14 protein-coding genes are annotated in these 13,691 nt (G+C 70.9%); 2 read left to right on the top strand and 12 right to left on the bottom strand.

Annotation, left to right across the window (positions count from 1 at the left end):
- Nucleotides 1–61 precede the first annotated feature (61 nt).
- Nucleotides 62–904: an alpha/beta fold hydrolase gene (locus ACIA8G_RS11015; protein ID WP_396418190.1), complete on the top strand. Its 843-nt coding sequence runs from the start codon at nucleotides 62–64 to the stop codon at nucleotides 902–904.
- A 39-nt stretch (nucleotides 905–943) separates the two neighbouring features.
- Here ACIA8G_RS11015 and ACIA8G_RS11010 read toward each other — a convergent pair whose 3' ends face one another.
- The 5 genes from ACIA8G_RS11010 to ACIA8G_RS10990 all read right to left on the bottom strand — a co-directional run bounded on the left by ACIA8G_RS11010 (nucleotide 944) and on the right by ACIA8G_RS10990 (nucleotide 6,358).
- On the bottom strand, nucleotides 944–1,855 hold the full coding sequence (locus tag ACIA8G_RS11010) for a Gfo/Idh/MocA family protein (protein ID WP_396418189.1): 912 nt from the start codon (nucleotides 1,853–1,855) through the stop codon (nucleotides 944–946).
- Between the two features lie 4 nt (nucleotides 1,856–1,859).
- Nucleotides 1,860–2,927, bottom strand: a complete 1,068-nt coding sequence (locus ACIA8G_RS11005) for an ABC transporter permease (RefSeq protein ID WP_396418187.1) — start codon at nucleotides 2,925–2,927, stop codon at nucleotides 1,860–1,862.
- A 1-nt stretch (nucleotide 2,928) separates the two neighbouring features.
- Entirely contained in the window at nucleotides 2,929–3,798 is an 870-nt protein-coding gene (locus tag ACIA8G_RS11000; protein WP_396418186.1) for an ABC transporter ATP-binding protein, read from the bottom strand.
- A 76-nt stretch (nucleotides 3,799–3,874) separates the two neighbouring features.
- On the bottom strand, nucleotides 3,875–4,714 hold the full coding sequence (fdhD, locus tag ACIA8G_RS10995; protein ID WP_396418185.1) for a formate dehydrogenase accessory sulfurtransferase FdhD: 840 nt from the start codon (nucleotides 4,712–4,714) through the stop codon (nucleotides 3,875–3,877).
- A 393-nt stretch (nucleotides 4,715–5,107) separates the two neighbouring features.
- Nucleotides 5,108–6,358: an MFS transporter gene (locus ACIA8G_RS10990; RefSeq protein ID WP_396418184.1), complete on the bottom strand. Its 1,251-nt coding sequence runs from the start codon at nucleotides 6,356–6,358 to the stop codon at nucleotides 5,108–5,110.
- A gap of 62 nt (nucleotides 6,359–6,420) precedes the next feature.
- Here ACIA8G_RS10990 and ACIA8G_RS10985 point away from each other — a divergent pair, with 62 nt between their 5' ends.
- Nucleotides 6,421–7,866, top strand: coding sequence for a molybdopterin-binding protein (locus ACIA8G_RS10985; RefSeq protein WP_396418183.1), 1,446 nt, complete (start codon nucleotides 6,421–6,423; stop codon nucleotides 7,864–7,866).
- Here ACIA8G_RS10985 and ACIA8G_RS10980 read toward each other — a convergent pair.
- From ACIA8G_RS10980 to ACIA8G_RS10950, 7 genes are read right to left on the bottom strand one after another with little or no spacing between them, the layout of a single operon-like run.
- Nucleotides 7,844–8,932, bottom strand: a complete 1,089-nt coding sequence (locus tag ACIA8G_RS10980) for a winged helix DNA-binding domain-containing protein (protein ID WP_396418182.1) — start codon at nucleotides 8,930–8,932, stop codon at nucleotides 7,844–7,846. The two genes, ACIA8G_RS10985 and ACIA8G_RS10980, sit on opposite strands and share 23 nt — an antisense overlap.
- A 34-nt stretch (nucleotides 8,933–8,966) precedes the next feature.
- A complete protein-coding gene (locus tag ACIA8G_RS10975; protein WP_396418181.1) occupies nucleotides 8,967–10,133 on the bottom strand; it encodes a 4-hydroxybenzoate 3-monooxygenase in 1,167 nt (388 codons plus the stop codon).
- Nucleotides 10,130–10,762 carry a 3-oxoacid CoA-transferase subunit B gene (locus ACIA8G_RS10970; RefSeq protein ID WP_396418180.1) on the bottom strand — a complete coding sequence of 211 codons (633 nt, stop codon included), beginning with the start codon at nucleotides 10,760–10,762 and terminating at the stop codon, nucleotides 10,130–10,132. Before ACIA8G_RS10970 ends, ACIA8G_RS10975 begins: the two co-directional genes overlap by 4 nt.
- Nucleotides 10,759–11,415, bottom strand: a complete 657-nt coding sequence (locus tag ACIA8G_RS10965; protein WP_396418179.1) for a 3-oxoacid CoA-transferase subunit A — start codon at nucleotides 11,413–11,415, stop codon at nucleotides 10,759–10,761. The genes ACIA8G_RS10970 and ACIA8G_RS10965 overlap by 4 nt, the downstream gene beginning before the upstream one ends.
- Entirely contained in the window at nucleotides 11,412–11,753 is a 342-nt protein-coding gene (locus tag ACIA8G_RS10960; protein ID WP_396418690.1) for a carboxymuconolactone decarboxylase family protein, read from the bottom strand. Before ACIA8G_RS10960 ends, ACIA8G_RS10965 begins: the two co-directional genes overlap by 4 nt.
- Nucleotides 11,750–12,505, bottom strand: coding sequence for an alpha/beta fold hydrolase (locus ACIA8G_RS10955; RefSeq protein WP_396418178.1), 756 nt, complete (start codon nucleotides 12,503–12,505; stop codon nucleotides 11,750–11,752). The genes ACIA8G_RS10960 and ACIA8G_RS10955 overlap by 4 nt, the downstream gene beginning before the upstream one ends.
- 6 nt (nucleotides 12,506–12,511) lie before the next feature.
- Nucleotides 12,512–13,690 (bottom strand): lyase family protein, encoded by a 1,179-nt coding sequence (locus ACIA8G_RS10950; RefSeq protein WP_396418177.1) that lies wholly within the window; start codon nucleotides 13,688–13,690, stop codon nucleotides 12,512–12,514.
- Nucleotide 13,691 lies beyond the last annotated feature (1 nt).

The raw sequence follows: 13,691 nt of genomic DNA, 5'->3' as shown, positions 1-13,691 counted from the left end.
GCCCATCGGGGTTCACGTGTGTGACTAGGCTGCTCAGACCAGACTGACTGGGGAGAAAACCATGGCGACACACGTTCTCGAAACCGACAATGCAGCCATCACGTACGACGTCCACGGCGAGGGCGGCCGCCCGTTGATGATGATCGGCCAGCCGATGGACGCGAGCGGCTTCGTGGCACTGCGCGCGCAGTTCCCGGACCGCACCGTGATCACCTACGACCCGCGCGGACTCGGCCGCAGCACCCGTTCCGACGGCCGCACCGACAACTCACCCGAAACGCAGGCCGGCGACGTGCACGCGGTGATCGGGGCGGTCGGTGGCCCGGTCGACCTGTTCGCCTCGAGCGGCGGCGCGGTCACCGCCCTCGAACTCGTCGCGGCCTACCCGGACGACGTGGTCACGCTGGTCGCGCACGAGCCGCCGCTGATCGACGTGCTGCCCGACGCCGAGGCGGCCCGCCGCGCCCGCGACGGGTTCATCGACGCCTACTACGCCAAGGGATCCGGCGCGGGCATGGCGCAGTTCCTGGTCATGTCGAGCTGGCAGGGCGAGTACACCGACGAGTACTTCGCGCTCCCTCCCGCCGATCCCGCGCAGTTCGGCATGCCTGCCGACGACGACGGCAAGCGCGACGACCCGTTGCTCTCCCGCCGTTCGCTGGCGATCACCGACTACCAGCCGCGGGTGGACGCGCTCGCCGCCGCGCCGACGCGCGTGATCATCGCGGTGGGCGAGGAGTCGATGACGGTGTTCACCGGCCGCACGGCCTTCGCAACGGCCAAGCTGCTCGGGCAGGACGCGACGGTGTTCCCCAGCCACCACGGCGGTTTCCTCGACGGCACGTTCGGCTACGCGGGCAAGCCGGAGGAGTTCGGCGTCAGGCTCCGCGAGGTGCTCGGCTGAGTTGATCCTGGCGTTGCCGCTCGGCGAGCGGCAACGCCACTACCTCAGGAAGGCCTCGATCACCTCGGCCACGCGCAGCCCGCTCGCGAAGTCCGCCAGGTCGCGCGGGTGTTCTCCGCGCACGGCCTGAGCGAACAGCGTGAGCCGCGCGGAGTCGGAACCGGTCTGCTCCAGCGCGACCGGCTCCCAGGCGCCACCGTCCGAAGTGGACAGTTTCGCCCACTGGTCCAGCCGCAGCGACCGTTCGGTGCCCCAGGCCGTCCACTCGTAGATCTCGGGCCCGGCCAGCCCGGAGAACGCGGACACGTGCACCGGCACGTCACCGCCGCGCAGCACACCACGCGCGGCCACCTCGGCCGCACCGGCCTCCGGGAAGTCCGACGACACCGACTCCACCGTCAGCGGCCCGAGGAACCGGTCTGTGAGGTATACAAAATGCGACAGCACTTCGCGGACGAACCCGCCCTGCTCGGCCCGCGCGAGCCACGCCGCGTCCGCCTGGAACGCCCGCGGCCACACCGGGAACTGCAGCCTGATCTCCACGCCGCGCAGCTCGCCCAGCTCGGGCAGCCGGCGTTCGATCTCCAGCGTCGCGGCCATGTCCGAGAGCGCGAAGTTCACCGCGTTCGGACGGTCCTGCGCGGCCTTGACCATCGCACGGGCCTCGTCGAGGTCGACCGCGAGGGGCTTCTCGCAGAACACCGCCTTGCCCGCGTCCAGCGCCCTGATCACCAGCTCGGCGTGCGAGGCGGGCGGGGTGGAGATGTATACAGCATCCACCTCGGCCAGCACGTCGTCGAGCGACGTGACGACCGGGATGCCGAGCGTGCGGGGTACGACGTCGACGCCGGCGACCACGGTGTAGCCGGGATGTGCCTGCGCCGCCGTCAGCATCCGGGTGCCCATGGCGCCCAGGCCGACGACGGCGAGGCGAATCGGATCAGCGATCATGCGCCTATTCTGCAGGTGCCCACGCGCGGGACAGTTTGACCCGCGCGCCGGTCTGCAGCAGCGACCCGGAGTAGAGGCGCGAGGCGACCAGCAGCATCGCCACGACGGTCGCCGCGAGGATGCCGAGCGAGACCAGCGCCTCCCACGGCTGCGCCTGCTGGGCGAACAACCGCACCGGCATCGCGACCCCCGCCGTGAACGGCACGTACGACAGCACGCTGAGCACCGCGGGGTTCTCGAAGAAGAACTGCACGCCGAAGTACGGCCCCATCACCGCGAGCATCACCAGGCCCATCGTCGAGCCGAGGTCCTCCTGCCGGCTGACCAGCGCGCCCGCGACCGCCCACATCGACGAGACCAGCACGAACCCGAGCATCAGGAACGGCACGAACCAGCCCAGCGCGGGCGCCACCACTGCCAGCAGCTCGGACTGCCCGGCGACCCGCAGCGCGATCGGTGCGGTGAGCGCCAGCACCGCGACCTGGCCCAGCGTGAGGATCACGTGCCCGAGGATCTTGCCGGCGAGCAGGGCCCGCACCGGCACGGTCGAGACCAGGATCTCGACGATCCGGGTCTGCTTCTCGGTCACGGTGCTCTGCGCGATCGCCGCGCCGCCCATGCCGAACATCAGGAAGATCAGCCCGAACACCAGCACCGTGACGAACCGCTGATCGGAGCTGACGGCCGAGGCCTCCAGCAGCTCCACCGGCGGCGCGGCGACCAGCTGCGAGATCACGTCACCGGGCGGGTCGTTGAGCGCGAGAACCTTGATCCCGCTGCCGTCCGGCACGATCGCGGCCGCGACGTCGTCGGACCTGACCAGCTCCGCCGCGGTGGCGACGTCGGCGACCTCGCGGACGTCGAGCTTCTTGCCCTGCACCACCTGCACGGCCGAGCCGACCGCCGCGACCTTCGGGTCGTCGCCGCCGAACACCGTCGGCAGGACGGTCAGCGCGAAGAGGCCGACGATCGTGGCGAGGAACCCGATCCAGAACCCCTTGGTGGAGACGAAGGTCTTCATCTCCCGTTCGGCGACGAGCCACGTCGCCTGGGCGAAGGATGCCCGTGCCATGTCAGATCACTTCCTTGAAGATCTCGTCGAGCGTCGGCACCACCGGCGTGAACGACCTGACGTCGCCGCGTTTCACCGCTTCGGCGAGCACCTGCTGTGGTTGTGCCTCGAACACCGCGCGCGGGCCGTCGAGCTCCAGGATCGTCGTGCCGGGCACGTCCCTGACCCAGCCCGCGTCCTCGGCGACGACGATCTCGTAGCGAGACGTCGCGTGCCGGCCGCGCAGCTCCTCCCGGGATCCGCTGGCCGCGATCCGTCCTTTTGAGATGATCACGACGTCGTCGCAGAGCCGTTCCACGATCGCGAGCTGGTGGCTCGAGAACAGCACCGGCACCCCGCTCGCGGCCCGCTTGCGCAACACGTCCAGCACGGTCTCGACGGCGATCGGGTCGAGGCCGGAGAACGGCTCGTCGAGGATCAGCACGTCCGGGTCGTGCACCAGCGCGGCCGCGATCTGCACGCGCTGCTGGTTGCCCAGCGACAACGCCTCCAGCCGGTCGTCGGCCCGGTCGGTCAGCTCCAGGTCTGCGAGCAGCTCGTCGGCGTTGCGCTGCGCGATCGTCCGGTCGACGCCGTGCAACCGCGCGAGCCAGGTGATCTGCTCGCGCACCTTCATCTTCGGGTAGAGCCCGCGTTCCTCCGGCATGTAGCCGAAGTCCGGCCGCCGCTGCGGCGTGATCTCCTGCCCCTGCCAGCTCACCGTGCCCCCGTGCGCGGCGAGCACCCCCAGCACGATCCGCATCGTGGTCGTCTTGCCCGATCCGTTGGCCCCCAGGAAGCCCGTCATGCGGCCGGGCCGCACGTCGAAGCTCACCTCGTCGAGCACCCGGTGGTCGCCGAAGCTCCGGCTGATCCCCGTCACCGTCAACATGGGAGGAACGCTAGGCGGGTTCGTTCAAGATCGCGTCCACCGCGCGGCATCATCCGCGCGGAGGACTCCTTACGGGCTAACGCGCTCCGGCCGTGACGCCGAGGCGGTGCCCTCCTGTGTAGACGTTCATCGAGGTGCCCCTGAGGAACCCGACCAGCGTCACGCCCATCTCCTCGGCCAGGTCCGCAGCCAGCGACGACGGCGCGGACACCGCCGTGAGCACCGGAATCCCGGCCATGACCGCCTTCTGCACCAGCTCGAACGACGCCCTGCCGCTCACCATCAGCACGGTGCTCGTCAGCGGCAGCCGCCCGGCGCGGGTGGCCCAGCCGACGACCTTGTCCACGGCGTTGTGCCGGCCGACGTCCTCGCGCAGGCACAGCAACGAGCCGTTCGCGTCGAACAGCCCGGCCGCGTGCAGCCCGCCGGTCCGGTCGAAGACCCGTTGCGCGGCACGGAGTTTCGTCGGGAACTCGGTGATCAGGCGTGGATCGAGCCTGATCGGGTCGGCCGCGACCGACCAGGTCGCGGTGGTGCGCACGGCATCCAGGCTCGCTTTGCCGCACAGGCCGCACGAGGACGTCGTGTAGAAGTTGCGCTCGATCGACGGGTCGGGCGGCGCGACTCCCGGCGCGAGGCCGACGTCCAGCACGTTGTAGGTGTTGCCGCCGTCGGCCGTGGCGCCCGCGCAGTAGCGGATGGAGGCGATGTCGGACGGGGTGCGCACGACGCCTTCGCTGACCAGGAATCCCGCGGCGAGGTCGAAGTCGTCACCCGGCGTACGCATGGTGACGGCGAGGGACTTGCCCCGCACGCGAATCTCCAGCGGTTCCTCGACCGCCAGCGTGTCCGGCCGCACGGTCACCGCGTCGTCCACCACGCGCGCCACTCGCCGCCTGCTCGTCACTCGTCCCATCGCCGGCCTCCTTGCAGATCGCGACGCACTCGTCGAGCAGGCGCCGCAACACCTCGTCCCCGGTCATCGCCCGCACCGCCCTGGCCACCGCCCAGTTGCGCGGCCACCACCAGGGCACGGCGATCCCGGCCCTGCGCACACAATGCCTGACGAGCCGATGCGTGACCGGTGCCATCTCGGTCCCGATCACCTTGACAGCGAACGGGAGCAGCTTGCTCCGACCGTCCCTTGTGGACTGATCGTTGACGCACCGCGCCACGCACGCCAGCACCGGATGCACGCAGGCGGGCCGGTCCGACCACACCTCGCCCGCGAGGACCGACGTCAGCTCCATCAGGCAACAGCCGTCCGCGGGCGTCTGGTGCCAGCCCGCCGACAGCTCCGGCACCCGGTTCACAGGCGCGGCCTCCCCGGCTGGGAGAGGTGCGCGGTGAGCACCGCACCCGCCAGCCCGAGCACCCCGGCCGCGATGAACGCGAACGCGGGCCCTTGCGACGCGAGGACGATCGCCGCGATGAGCGCGCCCGCCGCCTTCGCGGTGTAGAGCACGCCGAAGTTCTGCGCGCCGTTCGTCTCACCGAAGTACTCCCTGGTGACACCGACCAGCAACGAGTAGCAGCACCCCGTGCCCAGGCCGGCGAGCGTGGCGCCGACGAGCAGGCCCGTGACGTTCTGGGAGTACAGCAACACGAACTGCGCCAGCCCGCCGGTCGCGAGCGTCCAGGTGAGCGCCTTGCGGCGGCCGACCCGGTCCGAGATCCACCCGACGAGCACCCGCCCGATCCCGGTGGCCGTGGCGAGCACCGCCAGCGCGACCGCGCCGAGCACGTTGTCGTTGGTGAACAACGGCAGATACGCCAGGTCGTAGAGCGAGACGGCGGCCGCGAACGCCACACCCCCGTACAGCCACCAGAACGTGCCGCACCGCATGGCTTCCTGCGTCTTGAACTCCTTGAGCGCGAACCGGTTCGGCACCCGCGCCCGATCCAGCGCCCACTCTCTCGGCTGGATGTGCGGCGGCCACCAGTGTTCGGGCGGATCCTTCATCAGGGCACCGGCGACGGCGACCACCACGGTGATCGCGATCGCCGCCTGCGTGAGGAACCCGCCGAGATCGCTTCCGGTCAGGAACCCGGCGGCGAGCACGAACGGCACCGACCCGTACGCGAACGCGCCGCTGACGAACGCGACCTTCCTGGTGACGCGCTCCGGGTACCACCGGACGATCGTGCCCAGACACGTCGCGTAGATCAGGCCCGCGCCGATGCCGCCCAGCACCGAATAGCCGACGAGCTGCCCCTGCCCGAGCGTCAGGAGCCCGCTGCCGCACAGGATCGCGCCGATCCACATGGCCCCGGTGGCAGTGAGCCTCTGCTGGTCGCGCAGCCAAGCGGCCGGAAAGGCCGTGCCCGCCTGGCATACAGTCCACAACGCGAGCGCCCAGAACAACTCCGTGACACTCCACCGGTCGTCGAGGTGGGGAATCAACGCGCCGAACCCGTACTGCCCGATCCCGGCCGCGAGCATCGCCGCCCAGGCCGCCCAGAGAACGGCGCGGCGCGACCGCCCCGACACCTCGACGTCGGTCTCGCCCACCCGGTAGAGCCTGCCGACGTGATCACGTACGTAAGTCGCGACTGGCATGCCCTTCACCCCGTCCTGAGGATTGCATACAGTATGAGGTAGGCTATACCACGGGAGCCCGGATGAAAATGCTGTCGAACATGCCCTGGACGCTGGCCCGCCGGACGGCGCGGGAGGCAGCCAAGCCGCTGGAGGCCGTCGAGCTCGCGTTGGGGGACGCGGTGGGGCTGGCGCTGGCCTCGGGCGTGCGGGCCCTGGCGTCGCAGCCGACGTGTGACACGTCGGCGATGGACGGCTTCGCGGTCGCGGGGGCCGAGCCCTGGGAGATCGTGGGGCGGGTAGCGGCCGGGGATCCGGTGCCTGGGGTGCGGCTGGGGGCCGGTGAGGCGTTCGGGGTGGCTACCGGGGCTCCGGTGCCGGGCGGGGCGGACTCGGTGATCCCGGTCGAGCTGTGCTCGGTGGAGGGTGGCGCGCTCTACGACTGCCATCCCAGCGGCAGCCAGTGTCAACACGCCGCCGGTCAACACGCCGCCGATCAGCACCCCGCCGGTCAACACCCCGCCGGTCAACACCCCGCCGGTCAACACCCCGCCGGTCAACACCCCGCAGATCAACACCCCGCCGGTCAACACCCCGCAGATCAACACGCCGCCGGTCAACACCCCGCCGGTCAACACCCCGCCGGTCAACACCCCGCCGGTCAACACCCCGCCGGTCAACACCCCGCCGGTCAACACGCCGCCGGTCGGCACTCCACAGGTCAGCAGCCCGCCGCCCGCCACCCCGGCAAACACATCCGCCGCCGCGGCGAGGACTGGACCGCAGGCGACGAGCTAGTCCCCTCCGGCACCCTCGTCTCCCCCGCCGTCATAGGCCTGGCCGCCGGCGCCGGCCACGACACCCTCCTCGTCCACCGCCGCCCCCGCGTGGCCGTGATCGTGACCGGCGACGAACTCCTCCACGCCGGCCCACCCCACCCAGGCCGGGTCCGCGACGCCATCGGCCCGATGCTCCCCGGCCTGCTCACCGGAGCCGACCTGCTCGGCACCACCCACCTGCGCGACGACCCGGCAGCCCTCGCCGACGCACTGACCTTCGACCAGGCCGACGTCCTCGTCACGTGCGGCGCCACCTCGGTCGGCCCGGCCGACCACCTCCGCCGCGTCCTCGCCGAACTCGGCGCCGAGATCCTGGTCAGCGGTGTCGCCTGCCGTCCTGGCCATCCCCAGCTGCTCGCCGTCCTGCCCGACGGCCGCTGCGTCGTCGGCCTGCCCGGCAACCCGTTCGCCGCCCTCGCCGCGGTCCTGACCCTGCTGCGGCCACTGCTCGAGACTCTCGGCGGCCACACCGTCCGCCCGGCACGAACCGCGTGGCTGGGCGATGTCGGCGCGCATCCCCGGGACACCCGCCTGGTGCCGGTGGCCACGGCCGGCGGCGAGGCCGTGCCCGTCGGCCACGACAAGCCTGGCTCGCTGTGGGGCGCCGCCCTCGCCGACGCGCTGGCGGTCGTGCCGCCCGGCCATCAGGGCGGTGAGGTGGAGCTGCTCACGTTCGCGAGCGCCAGCTGACCTTCGACGAACCCGTGGAAGGGGCGTCCTTCACCAAGGTCCGCACCGGCAGACCGAGGAACGAGCTGAACCGCGCTGTGTGCTCCGCGAGCCGATCGACGTCGAAGCCCGGCAACGGCCGCAGCTCCACGTCCACCGAGGTCTTCTTCATGACGCGCTTCCACAGCCCGGCGATCTGGCCGTCCTCGATGATCGTCGCGTAGAACATGCCGTTGTACGTGGAGATCGGGATCTCGTCGTACCGGGTGAAGTACGCGCCGCGGTCTTTGTATCCAATCACCAGCTCGTCGTAGGCGGGCAGCACGAACGCGCCCGAACCCGGTGAGAGGTCGGGCGGCAGCCAGTACTCCTTGCCGTCGAACGTCTCCCGCACGAACGAGCCCTTCACCGGATCGAAACCCCGCGTGGCCTCGCGAATGCCGATGCCGGCCCAGTTCGCGAAGTCCGCCACCGTCGCCGGGCCGTGGCTGCCGAAGAACCGTGACGCCAGAAGGGACAGCGCTTCCTCGGGGGCCATCGAGCGCTGGTCAGGTGCCCATTCGTCCAGCAGCACGAAGGTCTGTTCCTTGCCCCGCGGCGGACCTGGCACCACCAGGCCCTCCTGGGCGAGGTGGATGAACGTGAAGTAGCTCTGCTGCCGGTCGTCCGGGATGCCCACCTGAGCCATCAGCTCGATCATCTCGCGCCGGGTCAGGCATCCGCCGCCGCTCAACGCGGACACGAACGTCTTGCGCGCCAACGACATCAGCTCGGGCGTCATGCGGTGGTACGCCCAGGCCTTGGGGGTGAGCCTCGCCAGGTCGCGGGTGCCGAACAGGTCGAGCATCCACCGGACGTCCTCGGCCAGGACGTAGTGGATGGTGCCGCGCATCAGCCAGGTCCGGATCACCCGCCCGGACCGCAGCGCCTCCTCGATGTCGGCGATCCCGCACGACGCGGTGCGCAGGCCCAGTGCCCACAGCGACTGGCCGTAGTCCTGGGCCTGCACGGCGCCGAGCGAGCGGACGACGTCCTCGGCCGATGCCAGCTGCCCGATGTTGCCGAGGCGCAGCGCCGCGATGTCCATCGGGCCAGTCTGGCCGAGCGCACTCCAGCCGCGCTCAAGCGGGCCAGCCGGTGTAGCCCTCCGCCAGGTAGCGCGAGCCCGCCTCCGACCCGACCACCGACGACAGTTCGCCGAGCTGGCGCCGCACGTCGAAGTCGGTCGCGCCGGGCAGGGCGTGCAGCATCGTGGTCATCCAGTACGAGAAGTGCTGGGCTTTCCACACGCGGTCCAGCGCGCGCGGGCCGTACTCGTCGAGCGCGTCGCGGTCGTTCTTGAGCAGCGCGCGTTCGATGGCCTCGGCGAGCACGCGCACGTCGGCCAGCGCCAGGTTGAGGCCCTTCGCGCCGGTGGGCGGCACGGTGTGGGCGGCGTCGCCGGCCAGCAGCAGGTTGCCGAACCGCATGGGTTCCGCGACGAACGACCGGAAGCGCAGCACGGTCTTCTCGGTGATCGGACCCTCGTTCAGGCTGAAGCCGTCCGGGCCGGCCACGCGCGCCTGCAGTTCCTCCCAGATCTGGTCGGCGGACCAGTCGGCCGGGTCGGCGGAAGGATCGCACTGGAAATACATGCGCTGGTGCGTCTCGGTGCGCTGGCTGATCAACGCGAACCCACGCGGCGAATGTGTATACACCAGCTCGGGGGCGCTGCGCGGGGCCTCGGTGATGATGCCGAACCAGGCGAAGGGGTACTCCCGGAAGCTGTGCGTGCGCACGGATTCCGGTACCTGGACCCGGCAGATCGAACGCGAGCCGTCCGCACCCACGAGCAGGTCGCAGCGCACCTCCTGCGCCACCCCCGAGCTGTCGGTGAACCGGATGGCGGGCTCGGTGATGTCGACCGACGTGTCGGAGACGCCGAACCGGACGTCGCCGCCGTCGCGCTCCCGTGCGTCGGCCAGGTCGACGAAGACGTCGGTCTGCGGATAGAGCCACACCGATTCGCCCACCAACGCGCGGAAATCGATGCGGTGGCTCTCGCCGCCGAACCTCAGGTCGATGCCTTCGTGCGGGTGCCCGTCGCGCAGTACACGGCCGGACACGCCGGTGTCGACGAGCAGCCGTGCGCTGTCGGCCTCGAGGATGCCGGCGCGCACGGTGTTCTCGATCTCCGAACGGGTCCGGCAGTCGACGACCACGCTGTCGATTCCGTTGAGGGACAACAGGTGCGAGAGCATCAGTCCGGCCGGTCCCGCGCCGACGATGCCGACCTGGGTGCGTGTCATGCCAGCTCCTTCAGCGGAACGTCCAGCAGGGCTTGAAGGTCAGCGAACGAGATGCCGTGCATATCGCGTACAACCACGCCGTCGTCAGTGATCAGGAACGTCGCGAGGTCTGCATACACTCGCGTGACGCAGCGCAGGCCGGTGAGCGGATACGTGCATTCCGGCAGCAGCTTGGATTTTCCGTCGCGGGTCAGCAGGTTCATCATCACGAAGACCTGCTTCGCGCCGACCGCGAGGTCCATCGCGCCGCCGACGGCCGGGATCGCGTCCGGGGATCCGCTGTGCCAGTTCGCGAGATCTCCCCGCGCCGACACCTGGTACGCGCCCATAACGCATACATCCAGGTGGCCGCCGCGCATCATCGCGAACGAGTCGGCGTGGTGGAAGTAGGACGCACCGGGCAGTTCGGTGACCGGGACCTTGCCCGCGTTGATCAGGTCGAGGTCGATATCGGACCCGTGGGCCTGCGGCCCCATCCCGAGCATGCCGTTCTCGGTATGCAGTATTACGCCGCTGTCCGGCGCCAGGTGGTCCGCGACCTCGGTCGGCTGCCCGATGCCGAGGTTCACGAACGCGCCGCGCGGGATGTCGGCGGCGACGAGCTTGGCGAGGGTCTGCCGGTCGATCATGCCGCACGTCCGATGTGGACGATCCGGTTGACGTAGATGCACGGTGTCACCACGTTTTCCGGGTCGATCTCCCCGAGCTCCTCGACCTGCGCGACGGTCGTGGTAGCCGCCGCGGCCATGATCGGCCCGAAGTTGCGGCCCGTCTTGCGGTAGACGAGGTTGCCGTGCGCGTCCGCCCGGTGTGCCCTGATCAGCGCGAGGTCGGCCGTGATCGGATACTCCATGACGTATCCCTTGCCGTCGATCACACGGGTCTCCTTGCCCTCCGCCAGCATCGTCCCGTAGCCGGTGGGCGTGAAGAACGCCCCGATGCCCGCACCGCCGGCGCGGATCCGTTCGGCGAGATTGCCCTGTGGCACCAGGTCCAGCTCGATCCGTCCCGCCCGGTACGCCTCGTCGAAGTGCCGCGAGTCGGCCTGCCGCGGGTACGAGCACACGATCTTGGCGACCCGGCCCTCCCGGATCAGCGCCGCGATGCCGTTCTCCCCGGAGCCCGCGTTGTTGCTCACCACGGTGAGCTCCTTCGCCCCGCTGCCGAGCAACGCCTCGATCAGCTGCACAGGCTCACCCGCGGGGCCGAACCCGCCGATCAGCACGGTCGCCCCGTCCGGTGTGTCCGCCACGGCCTGCCGCGCGGTGTCGTGCACGATCACGCTTCCTCCCGAAGCACCTGACGCGCCACCGAGAACGCGTGGTTCGCCGACGGCACACCGCAGTAGATGGCGCTCTGCAAGATCACTTCACCGATCTCCGCCTCGCTCAGCCCGTTCCGGCGCGCGGCGGCGACGTGCAGCTTCAGCTCGTCCCAGTGGCCGCGCGCGATCAACGCGGTGAGCGTGATGGCACTGCGCATCCGCCGGTCCAGCCCAGGCCGCGTCCACACCTCGCCCCACGCGTAGCGCGTGATGAACTCCTGGAAGTCGTGCGTGAACTCGTCCGGCACCACGCGATCCACGTGCGCGTCGCCGAGCACCTCTCGGCGCACCTTCATGCCGTCGTCGTAGGACACTGCGTCTCCTTGAGCACCTGAGCCAGCACGAGGGCCACCGCGGCCGGATTCTCAGCGGGCGGCAGGTGCCCGCACCCGCTCAGCACCCGATCGGCGTTGTCCGGCGGCACCACCACGTCGTGCTCGCCGATGAGCACGTGCACCGGCCTGACCGGCGGCCCGGCCTCGAACCCCGCCAACGCCTCGCAGGCCAACGCATACGACTCCTGGTCGGCATCGGCCAGCGACCGCAACAACGCCCCGGCGACCCGCGGCGCCCGTTCCACGAAGCCCGGCGCGAACCACCGCTGAGACGATCCCTCGACCATCACCGGCGTACCGGCGCGGCGCACGAGCGCGGCCCGCTCGCGCCACATCTCCGGCACCCCGATCCGCGGTGCCGCGCCGATGCACACGTGCGATCCGAACGGACTCCCGGCGCGCGACGCCAACTCGAACCCGACCGCGCCGCCGAACGACACCCCGGCGTAGCCGATCGGCCTGTCGCCGGCCAGTGCCGCGACGCGTTCGACCAGCTCGTCCGCGATGCCCGCCACCGTGAAAGGCCTGCTCGCCGGGTAGCCGGCGCCGTGGCCGGGCAGGTCCCAGCCGATCACCTCGAACCCGCCGCCGAGCACCATCGCGCAGTCCCGCCACAGCAGGGCGACCGATGTGCCGAGCGAGGGGCCGACCACCAGCAGCCGTTCCGAGAACTCCGACCCCGCCAGGCGGGTCAGGCTGAGCTCGATCGCCATTTCTTGTCAGACCCCCTTGAGATGATTGGAGTGGGGACCTCGGTCTCCCCCCGGAGGGGGCGAATCGGGATCGATTCCGCGCCACCGCCGCAGCGCCTCGTCCACGAAGCAGCCGGCCGCGCCGAGATACCGCCCCGGATTCGCCCGGCCGCCGCTCTCGGCCAGCAACTCCTCAGCCGCCTCAGCCGCCCGCCGCGCCATCACGTCGGCGTGCACCTCGAGCCCCTCGACCAGCTCAGCGGCCTGCGACGCCGCCACCGCCGCCAGCTCCAGCAGCCCGCGCAGCGCCGGCCATTCCGCGTGCCAGGCCCCGTCCGGCCGCTCGTCGACGGCCCGCGCGGCACACAGATGTAGCTGCGCGCCGAGCTGCGGAGCCTGCAGCGCGGCGCTGTTCACCAGCACCGACAGCACCGGGTTCCGCTTGTTCGGCATGGTCGACGACCCGCCGCGCCCCGGCACCGCGCCTTCGCGGACCTCGCCGATCTCCGGCCGTCCCAGCGTGAGCAGGTCCGCGGCCATCACGCCGAGCGCGTCACAGGTCCGCACCAGTGCGTCGCCGAGCCGTGTGATCGGCGCGCGGTACGTGTGCCACGGCAGGCCCGGCCACACCAGATCGAGTGACTGGGCGAACGACGACGCGGCGGCGAGCGGATCCACCAGCTCGGCGGCCCTGGCCAGCGTGCCCGCCGCTCCTCCGCACTGCACCGGCAGGATGCGCGACAACGCCGTCAACTCGTCAACGGCGTCCAGCACGCCCACCAGCCACCGCGCGGCCTTCAGGCCGAAGGTGATCGGCACCGCGAACTGCGTCAGCGTGCGCCCGGCCATCACGCTGGACCGGTGCTCGCCGGCAAGCCGGGCCAGCGCGGCGGCGACGCGGCGCAGGTCGTCCAGAATCTGCGTCAAAGCCTTGCGCGCCACCAGCATCAGGGCGGTGTCGAGCACGTCCTGACTGGTCAGTCCAGTGTGGACCGGACCGGCGACCTTAGCGCGCAACGCCGAGACGAGCGGCAGCACCGGGTTGCCCGCGGCCTCGATCTCCGCCGGGTCCAGCGACGGTTCCCAGGAGCCCAGCGACACCTCGGTGCCCAGCACGCGCGCCCACGCGACCTCCACCTCCAGCATCGCGCGGACCAGCGCGGCCTCGGAGACGAGGCCGGCGGCGCGGTGCGCTCCGGGAAGCACG

This window comes from Lentzea sp. NPDC051213 (assembly GCF_044455585.1).
GTDB lineage: Bacteria > Actinomycetota > Actinomycetes > Mycobacteriales > Pseudonocardiaceae > Lentzea.
This window is presented reverse-complemented; position numbering and strand designations above follow the sequence as displayed.